At 41.2% G+C, this 23,994-nt stretch carries 26 protein-coding genes; 10 read left to right on the top strand and 16 right to left on the bottom strand.

The features are described from left to right. Positions 1-159 precede the first annotated feature (159 nt). From cshA to CSV73_RS04835, 4 genes are all read right to left on the bottom strand, one after another. Entirely contained in the window at positions 160-1,680 is a 1,521-nt protein-coding gene (gene cshA / locus CSV73_RS04850) for a degradosome RNA helicase CshA (protein WP_085131910.1), read from the bottom strand. A 429-nt stretch (positions 1,681-2,109) separates the two neighbouring features. Beyond that, the gene (locus tag CSV73_RS04845) at positions 2,110-2,802 is read right to left on the bottom strand and encodes an alpha/beta hydrolase (RefSeq protein WP_099626765.1); all 693 of its coding nucleotides are present in this window, start codon (positions 2,800-2,802) and stop codon (positions 2,110-2,112) included. Beyond that, positions 2,799-4,169, bottom strand: coding sequence for a UDP-N-acetylmuramoyl-tripeptide--D-alanyl-D-alanine ligase (locus tag CSV73_RS04840; RefSeq protein WP_099626764.1), 1,371 nt, complete (start codon positions 4,167-4,169; stop codon positions 2,799-2,801). The genes CSV73_RS04845 and CSV73_RS04840 overlap by 4 nt, the downstream gene beginning before the upstream one ends. A gap of 14 nt (positions 4,170-4,183) precedes the next feature. Continuing rightward, the gene (locus CSV73_RS04835) at positions 4,184-5,245 is read right to left on the bottom strand and encodes a D-alanine--D-alanine ligase (RefSeq protein WP_085131913.1); all 1,062 of its coding nucleotides are present in this window, start codon (positions 5,243-5,245) and stop codon (positions 4,184-4,186) included. A 217-nt stretch (positions 5,246-5,462) separates the two neighbouring features. Between CSV73_RS04835 and CSV73_RS04830 the strand changes: the two genes are divergently transcribed. Then, a complete protein-coding gene (locus CSV73_RS04830) occupies positions 5,463-6,647 on the top strand; it encodes an FtsW/RodA/SpoVE family cell cycle protein (protein WP_085131914.1) in 1,185 nt (394 codons plus the stop codon). 74 nt (positions 6,648-6,721) lie between these two features. Beyond that, positions 6,722-7,066, top strand: a complete 345-nt coding sequence (locus CSV73_RS04825) for a zinc ribbon domain-containing protein YjdM (RefSeq protein ID WP_085131915.1) — start codon at positions 6,722-6,724, stop codon at positions 7,064-7,066. Between the two features lie 69 nt (positions 7,067-7,135). On the opposite strand, the gene CSV73_RS16560 is transcribed toward CSV73_RS04825, so the two are convergent. Continuing rightward, complete coding sequence (locus CSV73_RS16560) at positions 7,136-7,276, bottom strand: Lmo0850 family protein (protein ID WP_198166092.1); 141 nt, start codon at positions 7,274-7,276, stop codon at positions 7,136-7,138. Between the two features lie 240 nt (positions 7,277-7,516). Here CSV73_RS16560 and CSV73_RS04820 point away from each other — a divergent pair, with 240 nt between their 5' ends. From CSV73_RS04820 to cls, 5 genes are all read left to right on the top strand, one after another. Then, positions 7,517-7,846 carry a metal-sensitive transcriptional regulator gene (locus tag CSV73_RS04820; protein WP_085131916.1) on the top strand — a complete coding sequence of 110 codons (330 nt, stop codon included), beginning with the start codon at positions 7,517-7,519 and terminating at the stop codon, positions 7,844-7,846. Positions 7,847-7,858: 12 nt separating this feature from the next. After that, a complete protein-coding gene (gene copZ, locus CSV73_RS04815; protein ID WP_085131917.1) occupies positions 7,859-8,068 on the top strand; it encodes a copper chaperone CopZ in 210 nt (69 codons plus the stop codon). Between the two features lie 20 nt (positions 8,069-8,088). Beyond that, positions 8,089-10,494, top strand: coding sequence for a heavy metal translocating P-type ATPase (locus CSV73_RS04810; RefSeq protein ID WP_085131918.1), 2,406 nt, complete (start codon positions 8,089-8,091; stop codon positions 10,492-10,494). Positions 10,495-10,817: 323 nt separating this feature from the next. Beyond that, positions 10,818-11,993: an MFS transporter gene (locus tag CSV73_RS04805; protein WP_099626763.1), complete on the top strand. Its 1,176-nt coding sequence runs from the start codon at positions 10,818-10,820 to the stop codon at positions 11,991-11,993. A gap of 99 nt (positions 11,994-12,092) precedes the next feature. Beyond that, positions 12,093-13,544, top strand: coding sequence for a cardiolipin synthase (cls, locus tag CSV73_RS04800; protein WP_085131920.1), 1,452 nt, complete (start codon positions 12,093-12,095; stop codon positions 13,542-13,544). Positions 13,545-13,589: 45 nt separating this feature from the next. Here cls and CSV73_RS04795 read toward each other — a convergent pair whose 3' ends face one another. Beyond that, positions 13,590-14,540 carry a M15 family metallopeptidase gene (locus CSV73_RS04795; protein ID WP_085131921.1) on the bottom strand — a complete coding sequence of 317 codons (951 nt, stop codon included), beginning with the start codon at positions 14,538-14,540 and terminating at the stop codon, positions 13,590-13,592. Positions 14,541-14,712: 172 nt separating this feature from the next. Here CSV73_RS04795 and CSV73_RS04790 point away from each other — a divergent pair, with 172 nt between their 5' ends. Then, complete coding sequence (locus CSV73_RS04790; RefSeq protein WP_099626762.1) at positions 14,713-15,873, top strand: MFS transporter; 1,161 nt, start codon at positions 14,713-14,715, stop codon at positions 15,871-15,873. Positions 15,874-15,912: 39 nt separating this feature from the next. Here the strand turns inward: CSV73_RS04790 and CSV73_RS04785 are convergent, their stop codons facing one another. The 4 genes from CSV73_RS04785 to CSV73_RS04770 form a co-directional block, all read right to left on the bottom strand. Then, positions 15,913-16,161 (bottom strand): hypothetical protein, encoded by a 249-nt coding sequence (locus CSV73_RS04785; protein WP_085131923.1) that lies wholly within the window; start codon positions 16,159-16,161, stop codon positions 15,913-15,915. 63 nt (positions 16,162-16,224) lie between these two features. Next, positions 16,225-17,007: a membrane protein insertase YidC gene (gene yidC / locus CSV73_RS04780; protein ID WP_085131924.1), complete on the bottom strand. Its 783-nt coding sequence runs from the start codon at positions 17,005-17,007 to the stop codon at positions 16,225-16,227. A gap of 57 nt (positions 17,008-17,064) precedes the next feature. Further along, a complete protein-coding gene (locus tag CSV73_RS04775) occupies positions 17,065-17,847 on the bottom strand; it encodes a helix-turn-helix transcriptional regulator (protein ID WP_158232279.1) in 783 nt (260 codons plus the stop codon). 169 nt (positions 17,848-18,016) lie between these two features. Continuing rightward, complete coding sequence (locus tag CSV73_RS04770; protein WP_232319232.1) at positions 18,017-18,409, bottom strand: hypothetical protein; 393 nt, start codon at positions 18,407-18,409, stop codon at positions 18,017-18,019. A 268-nt stretch (positions 18,410-18,677) separates the two neighbouring features. On the opposite strand from CSV73_RS04770, the gene CSV73_RS04765 reads away from it, so the two are divergent. Beyond that, complete coding sequence (locus CSV73_RS04765) at positions 18,678-19,175, top strand: GNAT family N-acetyltransferase (RefSeq protein WP_085131927.1); 498 nt, start codon at positions 18,678-18,680, stop codon at positions 19,173-19,175. A gap of 188 nt (positions 19,176-19,363) precedes the next feature. Here the strand turns inward: CSV73_RS04765 and CSV73_RS04760 are convergent, their stop codons facing one another. From CSV73_RS04760 to mntR, 5 genes are all read right to left on the bottom strand, one after another. Beyond that, positions 19,364-19,837 carry a DUF4064 domain-containing protein gene (locus tag CSV73_RS04760; protein WP_099626761.1) on the bottom strand — a complete coding sequence of 158 codons (474 nt, stop codon included), beginning with the start codon at positions 19,835-19,837 and terminating at the stop codon, positions 19,364-19,366. A 116-nt stretch (positions 19,838-19,953) separates the two neighbouring features. Continuing rightward, positions 19,954-20,235 (bottom strand): GNAT family N-acetyltransferase, encoded by a 282-nt coding sequence (locus CSV73_RS04755; RefSeq protein WP_085133586.1) that lies wholly within the window; start codon positions 20,233-20,235, stop codon positions 19,954-19,956. 91 nt (positions 20,236-20,326) lie between these two features. Further along, positions 20,327-21,214 (bottom strand): DUF1002 domain-containing protein, encoded by an 888-nt coding sequence (locus CSV73_RS04750; RefSeq protein WP_099626760.1) that lies wholly within the window; start codon positions 21,212-21,214, stop codon positions 20,327-20,329. 63 nt (positions 21,215-21,277) lie between these two features. Then, entirely contained in the window at positions 21,278-22,132 is an 855-nt protein-coding gene (locus CSV73_RS04745) for a CvfB family protein (RefSeq protein WP_099626759.1), read from the bottom strand. A gap of 15 nt (positions 22,133-22,147) precedes the next feature. Next, a complete protein-coding gene (gene mntR / locus CSV73_RS04740; protein WP_029054749.1) occupies positions 22,148-22,555 on the bottom strand; it encodes a transcriptional regulator MntR in 408 nt (135 codons plus the stop codon). 119 nt (positions 22,556-22,674) lie between these two features. Here mntR and CSV73_RS16325 point away from each other — a divergent pair, with 119 nt between their 5' ends. Next, positions 22,675-22,830 carry a lmo0937 family membrane protein gene (locus CSV73_RS16325; protein ID WP_143560424.1) on the top strand — a complete coding sequence of 52 codons (156 nt, stop codon included), beginning with the start codon at positions 22,675-22,677 and terminating at the stop codon, positions 22,828-22,830. A 26-nt stretch (positions 22,831-22,856) separates the two neighbouring features. Here CSV73_RS16325 and CSV73_RS04735 read toward each other — a convergent pair whose 3' ends face one another. Beyond that, positions 22,857-23,954 (bottom strand): GNAT family N-acetyltransferase, encoded by a 1,098-nt coding sequence (locus tag CSV73_RS04735; RefSeq protein WP_099626758.1) that lies wholly within the window; start codon positions 23,952-23,954, stop codon positions 22,857-22,859. Between the last annotated feature and the right edge of the window lie 40 nt (positions 23,955-23,994).

The raw sequence follows: 23,994 nt of genomic DNA, 5'->3' as shown, positions 1-23,994 counted from the left end.
CGTGCTTGTTCTTTTAAGGTAAACAATCGTTCAGTCACATTCATCCGCTCCCACATCTTTTTATTCATTATAAACAAAAGTACCCTATAGGATAGACTTTTTTCAAAGTGTCTATCTTATAGGGTACATTTTATGCAGGCCCGGATTTTATATTTTTTCTTAGCGTTCTGAACGAGCGCTACTGTTGCGTCGTGATGCGCCATCTCTTCTTGCACCATCGCGTGGTCCACTACTACGTCTAGTTGATCCGCCAGCTGATGAACCGCCACCACTTCTGCCGCGTCCGCCTTGTGAACGTCCACCGCCGCTGCGATTGCCGCCTTTATAGCCACCAGAACGTGATGAAGATGGTCTGCGTGAAGGTAATGGACGCTCTTCTGAAATACTTACAGGTGTCTCATCAACACTTTTAGTCAATGACTTAAGTGCTGCCGCCACAATTTCTTTTGCATCATGTTTCTCAAGCAATTGTGCTGCTAATCCAGCATAATCCTCTGAATTATTCTGTTCAATTATTTCTACCAAGGAATCCACTGCATTTTTCTTCTGTTCAAGCAATGCCTCATCAGAAGTCGGTGGACGTAATGGAGTCATACGCTTCTTAGTCGTTTCCTCAACGATACGAAGGTAACCCATTTCACGTGGTGTTACGAATGTAACAGCCACTCCGCTTTTACCAGCACGGCCAGTACGACCGATACGGTGAACATAGCTCTCTGGATCTTGTGGAATGTCGAAGTTGTAAACGTGTGTTACGCCTGAGATATCCAATCCACGTGCAGCTACGTCTGTTGCTACAAGTACATCAATTTTATTGTCTTTGAACTGACGCAAAACTGACATACGTTTTGCTTGTGTCAAGTCACCGTGGATTCCTTCAGCAATATAGCCACGGATACTTAGTGCATGAGCCAACTCATCTACCCGGCGCTTCGTGCGTCCGAATACGATAGCCAATTCAGGCTGTTGAACATTCAACAATCTTGATAATACATCAAACTTCTCACGTTCGTGAGACTTTACGAAGAACTGTTCAATGTTCTCAACAGTCATTTCTTTTGATTTGATTTTTACTACTTCTGGGTTTTTCATGAAAGTTTCTGCAATCTTACGAATCGGAGCAGGCATAGTCGCTGAGAATAGCAACGTCTGACGCTCAGCCGGTACGCTTGCAAGAATTGTGTTGATATCTTCGATGAATCCCATGTTCAACATTTCATCCGCTTCATCCAAAACAAGTGTTTGAACATTATCAAGCTTCAATGTTTTACGGTTAATATGATCCAAAATACGTCCCGGTGTACCGACTACGATATTTGGATTATTACGAAGGGCACGGATTTGACGTCCGATTTCTTGTCCGCCATAAACGGAAAGAACTTTCGCACGGCTACCGTAGCCGACTTTATAAATTTCTTCTGATACTTGGATTGCCAATTCACGAGTTGGTGCGATGACCAACGCTTGAACTGCAGTACTCTTCGGATCCAACTTTTCAATGATTGGAATACCGAATGCTGCTGTTTTACCAGTACCTGTTTGTGCTTGCCCGATTACGTCGCGGCCTTCCATACCAAAAGTGATTGTCCCCTCTTGGATTGGTGTTGCCTCTTCAAACCCCATGCGTAGCAAAGCGTTTTGTGTTGCTTCACTAATATTCAATTCTGAAAACTTCGTCAAAATATTCATTCTCCTTTATTTCTTCATTTGACAATTGGTTACATCTGCAAATGAAAGCGCGGCAAATTCGAGCCATGTACTTTGAAAGTTGGGAGCGTTTCCGATATATCCATCTCTGGTTTATAAAAAGAATCTTCTAGAAGGATTCTTGTGGTTGAGAGGGGTCATATCAATTACACCGATCGTAATTGCGTCCAGATTTTTATACAGCACAATGTAAAACCCGTGACATACAAGGAAAGCTCGGTCCTTGCCGAGCGGTGAAAACAGCAAATCATTGCTAGTCTGCCTAATAATCACCGTTTTATTCAAAAAAAAGTACTCTCCGTATAGTATAACGGAAGAGTGCCGTGTAAATGTATCCAATTCCTTTCATCATTCTACCATGGCTTACACAAGACTGCAACGAATCCGCTTAAGTTCCATTAATCAGTCTTTGCCCATGAACTTCAGTACTTTCGCGAACCATACGTGGCGATCTTCGCTATAACAAATATGATGTTTACCATGTTCAGAATAAATCAGATGTTTTTCTTTTGATCCGAGTTGTTCATACAATAACTCGGCCGTGAATGCAGGAACGATACCATCTTGCTTCCCTTGCACGATACAAACAGGTGTTTTGACTTGATAATGATACGGTCGCACTAAGCGAACGACGCGTAAAAACTCTATCGCTACACGAACAGGTGTCTTTGTCAGTTTATAGTTATACAGATGATAAAACGAATCGGGAGGATAATTCTTACGTCTAAAAGGCCTCATCATGATTCTTGCATCTCCCAATAAAATACGCGGACTAATATATTTCGCCGCAGCACTTAATAGGACAAGCTTTTTTATCGGATAGCGTAGCGCCAAGTACATGGCGATCAAGCCGCCCATAGAGAAGCCAACGATTATGACGTCATCCACTTCTTTTTGTAGTTTTCTTAATTCTAATTCCGCAACCATCATCCATGACTTGGCGGTGCCTTTCTGTACGCCAAGATCCATTTCATGTCCCGGTAAAACTGGTACCGCTATTTTCCAATCGGTATAATTCTGTAGAAATCTTTTAAACGGAGCGATTTCAAAAGGACCACCTGTGAATCCGTGAATGATAAGAACGCCTGTCGTCACAACTCTTCCTCTGCGAGCATCTCTATGATACGTTCTAGTTTCATTCCTCTAGACCCTTTGAATAGCACCACTGTCTGATCCGTTAGTTTCGGGCGCAATGCCTCCGCAAGTAATACCATGTCATTCGCGGTCCACATAATATCACCACGGTAATCCTTCAACTGCTCCGATAACCACTTCATACGTGGTCCAAATAGCGCAATCCCATTTACGTTCATTTTATTCAGTTCGTCCGCAAGCTCTTCGTGATAGCGCTGTTCATCGGGACCAAGCTCCAGCATATCCCCAAGGACAAGCCACTTGTTTTGTTTGACGGACGTTTCATCGATAAAACGGAACGCTGCACGCATGGAAGTAGGCGCTGCATTATATGCATCATTAATAAGTAATGAACCATTTTTACCCGCTATAGGTTGCATACGCATATCTGTTAATGTTGTTTCACTTAATGACTCTTCAATTTGTTTTTCTGTCAGACCCAGCTCTTTTGCGATTATAATCGCAGCCAGTGCATTCTTCACTTGATGCGAACCGTAAACAGGAATGGTATACTGCCCCTCATGCTTACCAGTTATAGTAAATGAACTACCTTTATCTGTAGATATAATTTGTTGCGCAATCAAATCATCTTGTTCATAACCGAATGACACACTGCGCAAATTGGACTTTTGATATACTAATCCTTTTAATAACGGTTCGTCACCATCGTAGAGCAACATACCGTTACCCTCTAGACCGTCGATGATTTCAAACTTCGCCTTTGCAATCCCTTCACGAGAGCCCAGATCTTGCATGTGTGCCTCACCAATATTAGTTATGACTGCAAACTGTGGTTTAGCAAGCGTTGATAAGAATGAAATTTCTCCAAAGCCGCTCATCCCCATCTCAAGGATAGCAACTTCTGTATCATCTTCAACAGCTAATAATGTCAGTGGCAAGCCCAGTTCATTATTGAAGTTGCCTTCCGTTTTCTTAACCTTTAGATAAGGTGACAATACCCCTGCAATTAGATCCTTCGTCGACGTTTTGCCATTCGACCCTGTGACTCCGATGACAGTACATGTCAATTCACTTCGGTAGCTACGGGCCATTTGCTGCAAGGCGAGTTCTGCATCCTCGACGAATAGAAGAGGTAGATCTGTCGGTGGATTAGGTTCATCTTTCAGCCAAAGTGCTACGATTGCACCTTGCTCAATTGCTGCCTTGACGTATTGATGGCCATTTACTTGTTCCCCTCTAAAAGGGATGAACAAGTCCCCCGCTTGCACTTTCCGTGAATCGATGCAGACACCTGTCACTTGTTGCTCTGCGATATGCTGTCCTTCCGCCTGAAGCCATTGCTGGATCGTTATTAGATTTCGTTTCACGTTACTTCCTCCACTCAGTCCATTGTATATTGTAGTTGTTGTTTTTCTGTATGACGTTCTACTGCCAGTTCAATTAGCTGATCAATTAATTCTGGATAGGTCAATCCAGACTTCTGCCATAATAATGGGAACATGCTTGTCGGTGTAAAGCCAGGTAATGTATTTACTTCATTGATCAATACTTCGTCGTCTGCCGTAACGAAAAAGTCTGCCCGCACAAGTCCTGAACAGTCTAGAACTTTAAATGCCCGAATTGCCATGTCCTTCATACGCTTAGCAACTGCATCAGGCACTTCAGCCGGAATAGACAACTCCGTGCTTTGGTCTTTATATTTCGCTTCATAGTCATAAAAGTCAGCAACCGGGCGGATTTCTCCTGCTACCGATACGTTAGGATGATCATTACCAAGAACAGCCATTTCAATCTCACGAGCCACAATTCCTTGTTCTACAATGATTTTGCGGTCAAATTTCAATGCTAACTCAATCGCTTTTTCGAGCGACTCGCGATCATCCGCTTTGCTGATGCCCACGCTTGATCCAAGATTGGCTGGTTTGACGAACATTGGGTAGCTAAGTTCTTGTTCCGCTTGATCTAGTAATTGCTCGGCATGTTCTTTCCACGTACTGCGAATGAAGTGGACATATGCAACTTGCGCTAATCCCGCTTGTGCGAATAATTGTTTCATTACGACTTTATCCATACCTGCTGAAGAAGCGAGTACTCCGTTACCCGCGTATGGAATATTCAAGACTTCAAATAATCCCTGTACTGTTCCGTCTTCCCCGTTCGTTCCGTGTAGAAGTGGCAAAATGACGTCGGGCATATCTCCTTGCAAAAAACTTTCAATATGATCGGGCTTTGGTTGTTCACTTCTCAGACGTAATGTCTCAATCTCCGTGACGGGTCCAGTCAATGGTTCCCCTTTAAGCCATTCGCCTTGCATCGTAATATAGATTGGCAATACTTCATATTTACTTAAATCAAGCGCCTCTGTTACTGCCCGCGCTGTAGAAAGTGACACTTCATGCTCCGCGGATTTCCCGCCATATACTAAACCTAACCGTCTTTTCATGTAATCTCCTCACATTCCGTAGTTTTCATTCATACAGTTTACCATGAACGGAGCCAATTCATGAATGAAAAACCAACGTTCTCCATTCTTTTTACTTCACATAGAAACCAATCATTTCACAACTCGTCTATTAATGGGTGTACTTCTTAAAAAGTTTTGCGATATAATAGGTGATTATAGTAATAGAATACTAGCTTAAGAAAAGGTGATTTCATAATTGAAACAATCAAACAGGCTAGGTGAACGATTTGACTGGACACTTGCCTTTATCATTTTACTTTTCGCGATTGTCAGTTTTTTCGTCATCGGATCCGCTCAAACCTCTGAGCAATATACACAGAACTTCGTTTTAAAACAAGTGAGATGGTATATACTCGGTTCATTCATCGTAGCAATGGTCATGTATTTTGAACCTGATCAATATAAAAAGTTCGCTTGGTATTTCTATGGCTTTGGTATTTTCTTGTTGGTTTTTCTGATGTTGGCGCCAGGAGGTCCAGGGCAAATTGCAGAAATGCGCTACAGCGCAAAGCGATGGTTGCATTTACCCGTCATTGGGACGATTCAGCCTGCTGAGTTCATTAAGACATTCTTTATTATCGGGCTTGCCAAGTTGGTCAGCACGCATAACGAACGCTCGTTACACAGGACGTATACGACAGATTTACGATTGCTCGGTAAAATAGCGTTGATGCTGTTCGTTCCATTGGTTCTCATTATGAAACAACCCGATCTAGGAACTGCACTCGTATTCATTTCGATCACTGCCGCCGTCGTCATCGTTTCAGGTATTTCATGGAAGTTACTCGTACCTATCTTTTCATTAGGAGCTGTAGCCGCAGGTGCTGTGCTGTGGATGTCACTCTTCGCACAAGACTTGCTCGATAAGTTCGGGTTTTCACCTTATCAGTTTAAACGTGTCTATTCTTGGTTAGATCCTTACTCTTATCCAACAGATGAAGGGTACAACTTGATTACGGCAATGACCGCAATAGGATCCGGACAACTGACGGGTAAAGGTTTTCTGGAGCGCGTTGTATACATCCCCGAGAATCATACGGACTTTATCTTCAGTGTAATTGGAGAAGAGTACGGTTTTATCGGTGCTTGTTTAGTTATCACACTGTATTTTATTTTAATTTACCATTTAACGAAAGTTGCTCTTTCTTTGCACGATCCGTTCAGCGTATACATTTGCACGGGCGTCATTGCGATGATCGCGTTCCACGTATTCGAAAACATCGGCATGAATATCCAGCTGCTTCCTATTACAGGTATCCCTCTACCGTTTATCAGTTATGGGGGAAGTTCCTTATTCAGTAATATGCTAGCAATCGGCTTGATTTTCAGTATGAAGTTCCATCAGCGAACATATTTATTCGATGCGAATGACAATGACTAACCGTAAATGAATACTCACTCCCTTTCCGAGCAGGCACAAATTGTGTAGACTGTATAGGAAAGGGAGGTTTTTTTATGTCAAGTTTACCAAATTGTCCGAAATGCCAATCCGAATATACATATGAAGATGGGAACCTTCTCGTTTGTCCTGAATGTGCCTACGAGTGGACGCCTGGAACGACGGAAGAATCCGATCAAACAGGGATGCCCGAGATCAAGGACGCCAATGGCAATGTGTTGCAAGATGGAGATTCTGTGACGGTCATTAAAGATTTAAAAGTAAAAGGCAGTTCCAATGCATTGAAAATGGGGACGAAAGTGAAGAGTATTCGCTTAGTAGACGGTGACCATAATATTGATTGTAAGATTGATGGATTTGGCGCTATGCAGCTAAAATCCGAGTTTGTGAAGAAAATTTAAGGCATAAACTAACGCGAAAAGCTCACCCTCCAATATATTAGGGGGTGAGCTTTTCGTATGGTCTCTTATTTAGTTAGCTTGAACGGGTGGTGCTTGTACGGCAGGCGTCAATGCTTGCAACATATCACTTCTGGATTTTGTGAGTTTTGCGGAAACACCAAGCTTCGCCAAATTAGAAATAATTTTCTTGAAATCCATTTCTTTAGCCACTTCTTCCACCTCAACCTTCCTAGTCAGTTATATAGACGTTTGATCGCTCATGAAGTTCTATATTTTCAAAATTTCTTATTGCTCTTATTATACCACGCTAACCACCTTTTAAATCTTTCATTTCTGTTACATTTTCACCTTTTTTGCCAATATTAAACCCTAATATGTAAAAATGGATATTTTGACATACCCCCTATACGTATATTAGAATGAATATATACGAAAGGTGGTGGATATGGAGTGACGTTACTTCCTGAAGAACCTTCTCTAGATGAAGTAGAAAATTCTTGCCGCAAGAGTCATCATCCGGAAGAAATTAAGACGAACTTGACTCATCGTCTTAACCGCATAGAAGGTCAGATACGAGGCATTAAAGGTATGATAGAGCGCGATGTTTATTGTGATGATGTTATTACTCAACTATCCGCTACACAATCTGCTTTAAACAGCGTGGCAAATGTTTTGTTGGACGGACACTTAAAAGGTTGCGTCAAAAATCGATTGGCTGAAGGCGACGAAGAAGTCTTAGACGAACTGGCGAAAACTATAGCTAAATTAATTAGAAAATAGGAGGAATTATAGATGAATACAACTACATTGAACGTAAAAGGTATGACATGTAATCATTGCGTACAAGCAGTAGAAGGTGCATTAACGGAATTATCGGGTGTAGAACGTGCTTTGGTTGATTTAAAAGCGAATAGCGTAACCGTGCAGTTTGACGATTCTCTTGTAACCGTTGAAAAAATGAAAGATGCCATTGAAGATCAAGGTTATGACGTCGAAGCGTGACAAGAAAGGTGACCAGCACTATGAGTGAGCAAAAAAAAGAAATTGCTATAATAGGTATGACGTGTGCCGCTTGTGCTAACCGGATTGAAAAAGGGTTGCAACGAATGGAAGGCGTATCGACGGCTACTGTCAATTTCGCTACGGAAAAAGCGGCTGTTACATTTGATTCCAACCAAATCGGATTAACTGAAGTGGAAGACCGAATTAGAAAGCTAGGTTACGACGTACTGACGGAAGAAATGAACCTCAATATTAGCGGTATGACGTGTGCTGCTTGTTCCGCGCGAATTGAAAAAGTATTGTCTCGAATGTCCGGCATTCGATCCGCCACCGTTAACTTAGCACTTGAAACCGCGCATATAAGCTACGATCCAGCCGCTTTGGAATTGGCAGACATTTTGCAGAAGATCAAAAAAATTGGTTATGAAGCATCACCTCGTACAGAAGAATCAGATCATCAAACAGATTATCGACAGAAAGATATTGATGAAAAAACGCGCAAGCTAATTATTTCTTCAATCCTTTCATTACCACTCTTGTGGACCATGTTTGCACACTTTTCCTTCACTTCTTGGATGTATGTGCCAGCAATTTTCATGAATCCTTATTTCCAGTGGGTATTAGCAACACCTGTTCAGTTTTGGATTGGTGCCACGTTCTATAAAGGTGCTTATGCAGCATTACGTAACGGTGGTGCCAATATGGACGTACTCGTTGTTCTCGGTACATCTGCTGCCTATTTCTATTCGGTCTACCTTGTGTTGACCGGTGACGCACTGAATCATGGCTTATATTTCGAAACAAGCGCAGTTTTAATTACATTGATTTTATTAGGTAAATTATTCGAGGCACGTGCAAAAGGTCGGTCTTCAGATGCAATCAAAAATCTCATGAAGTTGCAACCGCAAGTGGCCATTCTAGAGCGCGACGGCGAAACGGTGGAAATACCCATCCACGAAGTAGCGCACGGAGATATTCTAGTCATTCGACCGGGAGCTTCTGTTCCTGTAGACGGAGTGGTGCTATCCGGATCTTCTGCAGTGGATGAATCCATGCTAACGGGTGAAAGCTTACCTGTAGACAAACAACAAGGTAATGAAGTGTTTGCCGCCACCGTAAACGCCAATGGTTCATTACGGATAAAAGCATCGAATGTCGGTAAAGACACGATGATTTCCAATATCATTCGCGTCGTAGAGGAAGCACAAGGTTCAAAAGCGCCGATCCAGAGACTAGCTGATCGGATTTCCGGTGTGTTTGTGCCTATCGTCGTCGGGATTGCGATAATTACGTTCCTCATCTGGTATTTCGTAGTCGCACCTGGTGATTTCGAAGCTTCTTTAACAAGCTTGATTGCAGTTCTAGTCATTGCGTGTCCATGCGCACTTGGTCTAGCTACCCCTACTTCCATCATGGCAGGCTCGGGACGGGCAGCCGAAGAAGGCGTATTGTTTAAAACTGCTGAAGCAATGGAACAAACTCGTTTGATCGATACCATTGTTTTGGACAAGACGGGGACAATCACAAAAGGTCATCCAGAATTAACAGATTTCCATGTTCGCAATGAAAAACAGCGCATGTCTTTGCTTTCACTTGCTGCAGCAGCCGAAAGTGACTCTGAGCACCCCGTTGCAAAAGCCATTACGTCTTATGGATTGCAGCAGATTTCTACGCTGCCCATTGTTGAGTCATTTGAAGCAATTCCAGGTTACGGAATTCAAACCTTAATTGACGGACAAAACATTTTACTCGGAACAAAGAATCTGCTTTCTCACCATGATGTGGATTTTGATTCTACGATTGCTTCTGTAGAACAAATGGAAGGTGACGGCAAAACCGTCATGTTCATGGCAGTGGATGGAGTACACGAAGCAATCATCGCGGTTGCAGATACGATTAAAGATACATCGAAGCAAGCAATTGCTGAGCTGCGTGCGATGAACCTCGATGTCATCATGTTAACAGGAGATCAACATATGACGGCGCAAGCGATTGCAAATACCGCGGGCATCGATCATGTCATCGCAGGTGTGTTGCCAGAGCGTAAAGCAGAAGTCATCCGCTCTTTGCAAGCCGAAGGAAAGCGCGTAGCTATGGTCGGTGATGGTATTAACGATGCGCCCGCTCTTGCGGTAGCTGATATTGGGATGGCGATGGGTACTGGAACAGCGGTCGCGATGGATGCGGCTGACGTCACACTCATGCATGGCGATTTGTTGCGTGTAGTAGATACGCTGAAAATGAGCGAATTGACGGTCCGGAATATTAAGCAAAACTTGTTCTGGGCGTTGGCATATAACTCGATTGGTATTCCTATTGCAGCGGCCGGTCTGTTAGCACCTTGGTTAGCCGGTGCGGCGATGGCGTTTAGTTCGGTATCTGTCGTATTGAACGCTTTACGTTTACAGCGTGTGAAATTGCATTAAGAAAAGTATTAGGCTACCCTAGAAGTCGTAACATGCGATTTTCTGGGGTAGTCTTTTTCGCTTCTAAAGTGGAGGATTAAATAAGCTAAATAGATAGGCTGGCAAGGTTGTTGGGTTGGGGATTTGCGTTTCGGAGGGGACGCGTGTCTTATGGGTCCGCGGTGAGACAACCACAAGGGACCTCGCGACCTGGTTGGCTCACCGAGAGCCCATGGGAAAAGCGTCCGCCAACTTGAGCTTCCATCCCTTCACTGCTACTTGAATACTACTCCTATTCATCGTACGATAAGAAAGAAACTATTCATTCAGAAAGCGGGTTACATATGAAGAAAACGATCTTATTATTAATGTCCGTCCAGTTCTTCGTTTATCTTGGCTTCGGCATCATTATCCCTATTTTACCTGAAGTTATACTCGCCGAAGGCTTTTCGCAAGTGCACGTCGGTGGTTTGTTGACGGTTTATGCCTTGTCTTCATTTTTCACTGCACCTTTATGGGGTGCGCTGTCTGACCGCACTGGTAGAAAGAAACTGATTATGATCGGACTGCTTGGCTTTAGCGTCAGTTTCTTTTTATTTGCGGCATTCATGCACCATATTGTATTGCTCTATATTTCACGTGTAGTGGGTGGTATTTTCTCAGGTGCACTGTATACAGCCGTAACAGGTTTCGTTGCTGATCTCACAACCGAGGAGAATCGTAATAAATATATGGGCCTGCTCGGCATGTCAATCGGTCTTGGCTTTATTTTCGGACCAGCGATTGGTGGTATTCTTGGTGACGTTCATTTGCAATTACCATTCATCGCTTCGGGTACTTTAACGTTATTATTAGCAGTGTACGCTATGATTATTCTGAGAGAGCCTACACGTCATAGCGAAGGAAATAAACGGGCGATTATTCCTAAAGGCGCCTCTGTGTTATGGACGTATCGTATTCGTTATCTATTTATCACTTCATTCATTATTACTTTTTTACTTGCCGGTGTGGAAGCAACATTCCAACTCTTCCAAATAGATAAGATTCAAATCACACCATTGCAACTAGGCTATTTGTTTATGGCTAGCGGTTTAGTAGATGCAGCTATTCAAGGCGGCGTGGTACGACGTGTGAAAAACGGAACGGAAACTTCATGGATCATCGTTGCGCAAGTCGTTACGGCAATTGGTCTAATACTCATTCCATTTTCCACAAGTTTGCTTTGGGCAGGTTTTGCGATGAGCGTATTCACCGCCGGTAACGCACTTGTTCGAACAGTACTCGTATCTCTTACAACGAAAGAATCAGGCGGTATGTACGGTACTGCGGCAGGTCTCTCATACTCGATGGATAATATGGGGCGGATTATTGGGCCGTTGTTATTTACGTGGATATTCACAATGCAAGCAGGAAATATGTACTTCATTTCTGCTATCATAGCGCTACTATCTATAGGACTCGTATTTATTTTCCGGAAATCTACTCGCTCTTTGCGAAACACAGAAGATCCAATTGTTTAATATAAAAAGGAAAAAGCTTCACTTTATTTTATTAATAGGCTATTTATTCGCAACTCCGTTATACTAAAGGAATAGTATATATCCTACGGGAGGAAGCATATGACGCAAGTTATTAGTTTGATTATCACAAGCACGTTGATTATTAACATATTTCTCGCGATTGCTTTGATATTTTTAGAGCGCCGAGATCCTACAAGTACTTGGGCATGGCTCCTCGTACTATTCTTTATTCCAATTTTAGGTTTCATTATCTATTTACTACTCGGTCGCCAATTGCGTCAAAAGCACTTATTCCGCTGGGAAGGTAGAAGTAAAATTGGTATTGAAAAGCTAATTAATTATCAACTCGAGGCCATAGAAAATGAAACGTTTGAGTTTCTAAAGACTGATACAGAAGAATATGACGATATGATTTATTTGCATTTGCGTAATAATCATTCCGTACTAACACAAGATAATGATGTGCAAGTATATACGGATGGTCGCGATAAATTCGACGCTTTAATTGAAGACTTAGAAAACGCTCGTGATCACATCCATATTCAGTATTATATTTTTCGACTAGATGGAATAGGAAAGCAGATTGAAGAGATTCTAATCAATAAAGCGAAATCAGGTGTGAAAATACGGATGCTGTTTGATGATATTGGTTCACGTGGATTGCATGTGAAGAATTTTCATGAATTGATTGAAAGCGGTGGTGAGGTGGCAGCGTTCTTCCCCGCCTTGCTACCATTGATCAATCCTCGTTTAAATTACCGGAATCATCGGAAGATCGTCATTATCGACGGGCGAATTGGTTATATCGGTGGATTTAACGTTGGGGATGAATATTTGGGTCTCAGCAAGAAATTCGGTTACTGGCGCGATACCCATCTCCGAATCGAGGGAAGTGCAGTTCATCCATTACAAACGCGCTTTATACTCGATTGGAATCAAGCTTCTCCTAAAACGAACATCCAATACAATGAACGATTTTTCCCGGCGATTCCTCGTAAAGGGGATGTCGGCTTGCAGATTGTGTCTAGCGGACCTGATTCGGAGTGGGAAGATATTAAAGATGGCTACTTGAAAATGATATTTCTGGCCAAAGATTACATCTATATTCAGACGCCTTATTTTATTCCTGATACAAGTATGCTTGATGCACTTCGGATCGCGTGTCTGTCTGGCGTAGACGTCCGAATTATGATTCCTAATAAGCCGGATCATATGTTTGTTTACTGGGCTACCTATTCGAATGTCGGTATTTTATTAAAAGCTGGAGCAAGAATATATATTTATGAAAATGGTTTCATCCATGCCAAGCAAATCGTAGTGGATGATCAAGTGTCGTCAGTTGGAACAGCAAATATAGACGTCCGTAGTTTCCGCTTGAACTTCGAAGTGAATGCATTCATTTATGATCGAGAAAAATCACATGAATTAGCAGAGATTTTTGAGGAAGATATTCAAAATTCAACCGAGCTGACACTAGATGCTTATTTGGAGCGTGAGCGATTGATTAAAGTGAAGGAATCCATCTCTCGCTTACTTTCCCCTATTTTATAAACAAAAACAGCTGGCAGAAGATCATGATCTTCTGTCAGCTGTTTTTTATCGTATACCTAAATATTCCTCTAAAGTGATACTCCGTTTAAATATTTGTTCCGCTTTATCTTTTCCAACATATCGATAATGCCAAGATTCATGCATGTAACCGGTAATTTCTTCTTTTCCTTCAGGATAGCGGAGAATAAATCCGTATTGATGGGCATTGGCAGCAAGCCACTTAGCCGCTTCTGTATCACCGAATGAATTCGACGCCCAATGTTTTTCATGATTGACTTCACCGATATCAAACGCAAGCCCTGTCTGATGCTCCGAATAGCCAGGACGCGCACTATAACGATCAGCTGCCTCTTGTCCGTCTCTTTCCACGTAACGGTTGTATAAAGTGACTTGATAATCATACGAACGATACGTACTGAAGGCCTGCAGATTTATGCCCGATGTAACGGCTGCTGCTGCTAATTCATTGAATGCTTCTCTCGCTTCTGCGCTTTCTCCCGGTGCATAGTCCTTCGGTAAAGGATATTGTTTATTGGCAAGCAATACACCTTTAATACGTTTCGGTTCTTTAGGTAATATCTGTCCTGTTATATAGCCAGTGGGATTGGAAGGTTTTACTGGATTTTGCGGCACTGCTTTCCCTTTAGAGTTTTCTTCTCGGACTTCCCCTTCATTCGGTTCCTCTTCAGTTATTGGTTCTTCTACCTCTCGAAGAATTGCTTCACTCGGCACGTCTGATGAAGATGTGTTTTCTTTGCTACTTCCTGTCATATCGTTACTTTCTGAATCCGCAGGCTCTTCTATTTCGAGAAAGTCTGCTGTTGGTTCCGACCCATTTTGAATACTGTCAACCGCCTCTTTTATACTCCATCCGTTCGTCCCTATCCATATCACGCTACTAGTTAGGATAATAAAGAGTAGAACGATCCCCCCATCTACCCATCTGTTTTTCCGCCTACGCTTTCTAGAGGAAAATTCATCGTTTTTATTTCTCATGCTATACCCTGCTTTCTTTCTAAATCGCTTATCAAATTACCACTCTCTTTTTTATACAAATTATGCTCTGTTTCAAACCACGTATTCTAGTGTATCACCATTTTTCTTTTTCGTCTGTCTATGCTAGTATTTACATAACTTTAGATTCAGCTATTATTGTGAGGTCATACATGTGAATAATCAACGTTGGCTCTCGATGAGCTTTTTCATATTTTTCTTTACATGGGGTATCTTTTTACCTTATTGGACTGGCTGGCTGACTTCAGCAAAAGGTCTATCAGTAACACAGGCTAGCGTCATGATGGGTATTGGTATGATCGCTAGGTCTTTTTCCACGTTCTTTCTATTTCCGTACGCTACACGAAATATGTCACTTCTGCGTGTTATACGTTGGACTATTTTTTTGTCCTTCATTCTCACGCTTGCTTATCTTCCGGAAAGTCCTTTTGCAATCTTATTCGGATTGACCGTATTATTCAGCTCCATCTATCCTATTATCCTACCAAGCGTTGAAAGTGGTGCATCATTATTGATGCAACATGAACGAATCCATTATGGCAAGAGTCGCTCATTCGGTTCAATCGGCTACACTATCGCATTGCTCTTGATTGGTACGGTAACAGCAATCTGGAATGTACACGCCATTTTGTATATGATGATCATCGGCCTTGGTATAGGCTTGATATTTTCTTTTCAACCTGCCCCGGGTGTATTACAACGCCATCCCGTTGCAAATACAGCAGTACAAAAAGGCCAATTGCAGGCTTTGTTTGCCAATAAATCGTTTGTAATCGTGCTATGTATTGCGGTTTTACTGCAAGGCTCGCATGCCTCTTATTATAATTATGGTTTTATCTTTTTGGATGATATGGGAATCAACGGGTTTTATATCGGGCTGATTCTCAATATCGCAGTGCTGTTTGAAATCATATTTTTCACGCAGGCAGATCGTTCGCTTGCTAAAGTCAAGACGTCGACTATTTTCTTATTAGCCGCAACCGGTTCTACCATTCGTTGGATTGCCATCTTCCTCTTTCCTATAACTAGTGTATTTATTGCCACGCAGGTTCTCCACTCTGTTTCATTTGGCATGGCACATTTTGCATTCATTCAATACATTTCGAAGAATGTACCAAATCATCTCATCGCTTCTGCGCAAGGTGTCTACGCGGCAGTGGCGTTAAGTCTCAGTATTGCGATTCTTACTTTCCCCGCTGGATATTTGTATGACCAGTCACCTCGCTTGGCATTCCTAAGTATGGCGATTTGTTCCATGGGTGCATTAATTTTAACTTTCGCGACAAAGCAGCGTATTTCTCGTGTAATTGAATAAAAGGAAAGGCCGCTGAATTAATTGCGGCCTTTCCTTTTGTTAAAATAGTAAGACGTACGCTAATGTTCCAAGTGAACCTAATCCGAAAAATAATGCCATCCAAAGCATCCATTTCGCCTCACGCATCAGACCTTGATTTCTATACATAATGGTTCGCGCGGCATTGGTAAAGGTAAACATGATTAGCATGAACAAAATGGCGAATTCCAAATTTAACTTGATGATAAAATACAGTGCTGCGGCAGCAGATGCTGTAATTGCCAAGCCCATGATCCATTTCAATTTCATGCGACTCTTCCTCTCCATTGTTGGCAACAAAAAAAGCTGGTATGCACCAGCTTTCTAAGTACCTTACTTTTCTTCCGCAACTGGTGGTTCAACATGTTTAAAGTAAAATTTACGCCCAAGATACGTTTGGAAGATTAACAGTAATCCTCCGACTGCCCAATATAGTGGCAATGCAGCCATTACAGTATACGAAATGAACATAATCATTATAGGTGACATGTAAATGAATAACTTCATTTGTTTTTGTTGCTGTTCAGGCATCGTCCACAATGACACGCGCGCTTGGACAAAGTAGACAGCTCCGGCTACTAACATCATAATAATATCCGGTTCACCTAGTTTAAACCATAAGAATTCATGATTTTTCACTTCAGGTGGAGCGTAAAGTATAGCAAAGTATAAGCCCATGATGATTGGCATTTGAATCACAAGTGGTAAACAACCCATATTTAATGGATTGACTCCATGCTTAGAATACAGTCCCATCATTTCCTGCTGAAGCTTCATTTGCTCTTCTTTATCCCCAGATTCCTTAGATGCTTTCATACGCTTTTGGATATCTTCCATTTCCGGTCGTAGTCCATCCATCTTTACTTTCATCTCTTGTTGAGATTTATAGTTCTTTAACATCAACGGCATCAATACTACCCGAATCGCTACAGTAATTAGTACGATCGCAAAACCATAATTTCCATTGAAAGCTTCCCCTAGATAATGGAGTAGCCAATCCATCGGTCTAACAAATGTACTGTAGAAGATACCTGTTTTGTTTTCCACACCAGAACAACCACTTAAAAACACAGCAGTAATTGCTAATAAACTTACGAGCCCTATTCTCTTCTTCAATGGTTTCACCTACGCTATCTCAAACTAAAGAAAAGTATACAGCAAACAGCAGTAAATTTACAGCGAATCACCTTTTTTTAATGTAAATTGAAAGTAATTTCTATCCAAGTCCATCCGAAAGCGTCGCGGCGTTAGCCCAGTATACTTTTTAAAGACACGGGTGAAATAACTTTGATTACAAAAATGAAATCTCTCTGCAATTTCCGCTATTTTTATATCAGAGAATCGTAAATAAAACTGGATATCTTCTATTTTACGGATTGTAATATATTCTACTAACGTAACAGATGTATGTTCTCGGAATATGCGAGAAAGATGACTAGTACTTACATTGAAATATTTTGCAATTTCTTCAACGATTAATTGATTTTCAACATTTTCATTTATGTACTGAATCACTTCATTGACCGTATCATGCGACAGGGAAGGTTTTATTTTCCCTTTGAGGACGTAACAAAAGAACTCGACTAATTCGTCTCCAATTTCTACTACGTTTCCTCTATGGAGATTGGCTTCGATCATTTTTATACAAGCCGTATTAAATATAAAGGCATTTTCTTCAGTAAATATAGATTCTTTTTGTAATTGTCTTGTCATAACGGAAGAGAGGATAATCAAATAATATTTTACAACTTCAAATGAATGTGTAGGTTTATACTCATACAAAATTTTTTCAATTTCCCTAAGCTTGGAACGTGCTTCGTCTTTCTCCAAATTGAAGACATGTGTAAGAAATTCTTTTTCTAAACGAAAAAATAATTTTGCTGTATCTGTATTTCCCTCTTTCTCAATAACACTGATCAAATCCAACTTAGATACTTCTGTTTCCTTGCCCGTCATGAGTTTCACCCCACTCATCTTATATATATGACTACGCAAGATATATTACTATATGTACATTATTTTACCTCATACCCCAATATTATCTACCCCTTATGTGGTTAACGCTATATATGTATTAAAGCGCCCTTTAAAAATGGGCGCTTTTAGTATTTTAATGTGATTAAATTTAGTTAGATTTATTGTCTTTTTCCGCTTGCTTAGTTGATTCATCTTTATTATATAGTGGCTTATTATCGCTCGTATCTTCATTTTTCTTGTAAAGACCATCTTTTTTTGCAGCATTTTTATCTGGATCTTGTACTTCTTGGTTGTAATAATGAACACTTGTCTGAGCTCCCTCAGATACCATGTTATTATCTCTTAAATCTGTCGGATCAGAATGTCCAACTTTTTCAGTTGCTTGGTCAACTAATTTATTGTTGTTCACAAATGTGTCTACTTTTCCCTTCAAAACACCTACAGTTTCCATTGCCTTATCACGATTTTCCTTTTTACTAAAGAAAGCGTAAGCTCCTGCTGCAAGTGTTGCAAATAATAACCCATTTGATTTTTTAGCCATATTTACCATCCTCCGTCGTAATGTAATTGTGGTGATTTTCTACCTACTGCTTAATATACCCCGCACTCTTACTTTCAAACGTCTACAGCTTGGTTAGTTACTTAGCAATTGTAAACTTAGGATGTAAATGTCTTTTTATGATGTTGTTCATATTTGACGTATAGGTTATAGTTTTTAGTTTAGTAGTCGTTACCGTTTTATCGCATAGTAGTTTTGCAAAGCCTAATTTGTTATACTATGTAGAAAGATAACTAGAGGTGAGATCACTATGATTCGTAAAATGACAGTAGAAGACATTCCAGATGTTCAACAAATTGCTCATACGTCTTGGCAACATACATTTCAACAACATATACCTGAAGAAGTGATCGAAGAATATATTGAACGTACGTATTCTGATTTAATGCTAAAAAAGCAATTGGAAAAGACGATGGTTTTGCTCGCGATAGACGAGCAAGGGCATTCTATCGGGTATTTAAGTTATACCCCGATTGATGTGGATGGTGAGAGTGAATTGACGGCCCTGCACATGCTTCCTGAGTATTTGAATAGCGGATACGAGGAAGCATTGTTAAAAGAAGCACTAGGAACGTTACAGGAAGCTGTAAATGTTGATGTGTATGTCGATCAAAATGATATAGCACTTCAAGATTTTTATGCGAAACAAGGATTTAATTTCGTTGAGTCGTTCCCTGAGTTATTTGAAGGCATTTCCGTAAATATTCTTCATTATTCATTGCCTATCACGCAACCTGCACATACGTAACCAAAGTGTAGATGTGTTAAATAGGTAGACGCCGTTGAATACTATCGCAAGCGGACGCTTTCTATTGAGTTTGGTCGCCATTTACTTACGATAAACTAGCGTGTTTTCTTTGAGTCCAGTGCGACTACCAGAACGTATACTAAAGACCCTTTTCTAAAAGAAAAGGGTCTTTACGTGTCAGTAAGTATTTAGTTCATCCAGTTAGATTGAGTGGAGACGTATTCATCAGGTGAAGGTCCTGTTGTCATTGGAGGCTTCTTTGTGAAGCACAGGATTGCCGCAATGTAGAGCAAGATGGATGGTAACGATAGAAACCCACCTAGTAAACCTGCGATGATGAATAATATACCGGCTGTTTTTGGACTCTTATTATTCCAGACTTTTACCAGACCGATAATATTCAATACCAAGCCTATGAATGCTACAGCAACCAAAACCCATATGATAGTAGAAAAAGAGCTCATAAACGACATGAACATATCCACTTCTTCAGTATTTAATACTCCCTCACTCACAATTTCTCCGCGGAATTCATCCATGAAGGTTGGATCCGTGCTTGCCATATTCCAAATGAATGCTACTAATGCAGCACCTAAAACACTCAGTGTCAATAAAACAGCTGATATGATACCGAGTACGCGCTCTGCTGTACGATTAATCATTCCACATCATCCTTTTTCTGCTAGTTTGTTTCCTTATTATTTATACGCAATGAAATGAGAAAAGTTTCAAAAAAATGATGCGGAACATCTATCGCGTAGCCATTCCAAAATACAACTTATGCTTTTACGTCGTTATATTCATCACTTCGGTCGAACGCATTCACTACGTATGAACAGACCGCTTTCATCTTCAATCCTTTTTCACGTGCATTATCAGCAGCTTGGTCAAGTAATTTCTTGGCAACACCTTGACCACGCAATGAATCGTCTGTATAGGTATGTGTCATCGTCATGACACCGTTTTCTTCAGTCCATTCGATTTCTGCTTTTACATCACCGGCCACTTTATACTGATACGCATACTTCGTACCGCCTAGCTCCGCAAGCTCAAAATCCATTCCTTCACGCTGTTCGTTGTCTTTATTTTCACTCATGCATATCTCTCCTTTGTAGTTATACTTCTACAATATAACGTACCACAATGACAACTTAACTAAACAAAGTTTTAAGAGAATCTGCCATATTTCTGAAAAACTCTTTTACTTTTTCCCAGAAACTTGGATCTATGTCGCCTAATTTATCTTTAATTTTCGATGCCATATCGGACAGTTGCTCGTTAAGCTTCGTGAAATCGATATCAAGTTTCGAGATCCGATCCATTAAGTCAATTAATAATTGACGATCCGCCTCATTCAACTGGATATTAAATTTCTGCAATTGATCATGGACGATCTGTTCTACGTCTTCCTTTGTCGCGGGCTTTTGTTCTGAAATCTGTTTTTTGATTTCTGTTAGCAAATTAGCTACTTCATCTTGATCGACGCCTGCTTTTTCTGATAGCTTCGTTGCCAAGCTCAATTCATCATTTGCTACATCCGTACGTTCAGTATCGAGAACCTCTCCTGACACTTCATACGCTTTGTAAATTCCAACGAGAGCTGAGTGACCCGTTACCTTTTTTGGTGCCGCCACTTCTACAAGGGCGTCTTCAATACCTGCTGTCAACATGGCAGTAGCATACATGTCCTCAGTTACTTGCGTGATATTATCTGGTGTTACAATATTGATGACGAGACCTTCTCCTGCTTCTTGTCTAGTAATTTTGGCAGAAGAATACATTCGTGCATTTCGGTCGCCACCAGGAATATATTTGATCAAATCATTGCCGTCTACTGATAATTCTTCCACTTCAGCTTCCTCGGCAACTTTTAGACTTTCTTTAACACTCGCTTTTTCACTATCCGATAAATTTGAACCATAGACTACAATCGGAACTCCAAGCTTTTCATTGATGGCTTTATCTGCTGATACTGCAGATGGCGCTATGACTGCGACCATCATCATGAAAGCCAATAGAGAGGCTAATCCTTTTTTCATACAGTCACTCCTCCTTGTTCTACATGTATAGATACGTTGAGGTTCATAAAAAAGTTGCATTTATTATAATATAAGAGTTGTCCAACCGTCTTGTTGTGTAATTCTTCGTTCTCTCATCAACGTGCCTAGTGCCCGCTTGAAGGCCCCCTTACTCATCTGGAACATCTCATCAATCTCTTCAGGAGTCGATTTATCGGTAAATGGCATTTTACCGCCTGACTGTTGCAAATAGGCTAAAATTTGTTCGCCATCTGTTTGTAAACGGTCTTGCTTCCTCGGCAATAATGAGCCGTTCATCGTGCCGTCTTCATGGACTTCAATAATACGAACATCTACTTCTTCACCTAATCTTGGCTCTGCTTTACGCTCTGTTTCGTGAACGAAAATACGTTGAATATCTTCTGTCAATAGGAATGTACCGATTGGTAGCAAGCGGTACGCTCTTGCTTTGACATTTTGATTGTACATATCTGCTTCCGCCATTGTATAGTGCTCCTGAATTCTTTCTTCAGTCACTAGTCGTCCAAACAAGTTGCCCCCTGGATCTGAACGAAGCGTCATATATAACTCATCACCTGGTTGTGGCCATAGTTCTTTAATTTGTGGAAAGTCTGCTCGATTGATCAGCACTTCAAACGATGCACCAATATCTACATAAACTCCTTCACTTCTATCCAAGCGAATAACTTTTGCCCACCCGAATGAATGAACTGTGACTGACGGAATTTGCGCAGTACCTGTCAGTTCACCTCTTCTATTGATGTAAAGAAAAACTTCTATCGTCGATTGTTCTTGTGCATCCGGTGCTTCGGATTCATTCATATAGATTTCTTCTCCGGCAGCATTCAATACAAAGCGTGACCCTTCTTTGCGAAGTATTTCGAGTGTTGCAAGTGTACCTGGTTGTAATAATGTCATATAAGATAATCCTCTCTAGAGTGCTTTACTTTTTAATTTTTTAACGAATTCGGGATCAGACTCGAGCGTCTCCACTAGATCTGTAATACGATCCATCGCATTCCAACTTAAGTGATGTTCAATTCCTTCTACGTCTCCATAGATATTTTCTTCTTCCACACCTATGATACGCAGGAATTGTTCCAGTAATTCATGACGATGCACAAGTTTTTTACCAAAGCGTAAGCCGCGGTCCGTCAATGCCAAACCCCGGTAGCGCTCATAGTGTACATAGCCTTCACGATCTAGCCGCTGGGCCATTTTGGTTACAGATGAAGGGAGCACAGAAAGCGCCTCTGCCACGTCGGACACACGCGCTTCACCCCTTGCTTCTAGTTGTAAATAAATTTGTTCAATATAGTCTTCCATACTCGGTGTAGCCAAACTATCGCCTCCTCATTTGACTGTCCACATCCACGATTTACTATCTTAAAAGTTTAAGATAGTAAATCGTGGGTAAAATACTTACATAGCAAATAACAATGAAAAGGAGTTGATTCACTATGGGTCGTATATTATGGCTTGTTATCGTAGTTCTAATAGCATTATGGGTAATTGGTTTAGTAGCAAATATTGGCGGTGGCTTAATCCACACACTTTTAGTAATTGCCGGCATTATCTTTGTCATTCAATTAATAACTGGAAGACGTTCGATATAGTGACGCTTATAGTGCTCTTTCTGTGATCAGGTAACTATCGCATACACACATGTGTTGCGTAAGCCTTGCCCATTCGCAGAAGGAGCATTTTTGCGTAAAATTCCTTCCAGTTCAAAATTTGTTCGTTTGGCTACTGCACGGCCTTTACTGTGGTTCTCGTCACAAACAAATTCTATCCGTACAGCCGATAAATCTGTAAATGCAAACTCCACAAGCTCTTTGATCGCTTCTGTCATATAGCCTTCGCCTTCAAACTTCGTATCCAGCCAATACTCTACTTCAAATTTGCGAATGCTCCAATCGATACGATGGAAACCTGCGCAACCAATGAATTCACCCGTTTCTCTTAAAAACAGATGAAAGTTCAAAGATTTTCTACCGATGAATTCAGAAACTGATTGACGTACATATTCCTCTGTCGTTTCAATCGTCATGTCTTTCTGCGCCCATCCAGTCCATTTACGCAACGTAGGCATTGAATGTGACACCGCACCCCAAACATCCATCACATCGTGTAATTCAGGTGCTCGAATATGTAGCCGCTCAGATTGTAGCTGTTCTTTGAAACCGGGTATGCTCTTAACATCACGTTCCCGGTCTTCCCAACGGACAGGCGTTGTCGTACCGGCCTCATAATCTTCTCTCGTCATTCCATATGTTACCGCATCATAATACGTGTTCTCTTTCGGAAGGAACCATGCTTGACGCAAGTGTGCTTCTTTTACAAAGCCGGCCCGCTCAAACGCTTTACGCATAGCTGCATTATCATGGCGTGTATGTCCTTCTATACGAATCTTATGCTCCGGTAATTCGAAGACGTATTGTGTGAGTTTTTTTAGCGCTCGCGAACCATAACCATACCCTCGAAAATGATCAGCAATCCGCAAGTCGAATAATGGAACGTCTTCCTGTAAGTCATAGACTTTTACGATTCCCACTTTTTCGTTTTCATTATTTTCAATCCAGAAGGTCTTTACGTCATCAGATGCATAGCCGCCCTCTTCTATCGACTTTTCAAGCAACTCGCGACCTGGCTGACTACTATCATGATAAGGCCATGAGTTTGTCGTCATAAACTGAATAAGTAAATCTTGTTCTTCTATCGTCCATTCTTGTAAGCGCATTAAAATTCCTCCATCATGACTGCCTGTATGCAGGCGCCTC

It is taken from the genome of Sporosarcina sp. P1, assembly GCF_002743155.1.
Taxonomy (GTDB): domain Bacteria; phylum Bacillota; class Bacilli; order Bacillales_A; family Planococcaceae; genus Sporosarcina; species Sporosarcina ureae_B.
The sequence above is the reverse complement of the archived record's forward strand: the minus strand, read 5'-3'. Positions and strand labels throughout refer to the sequence as shown.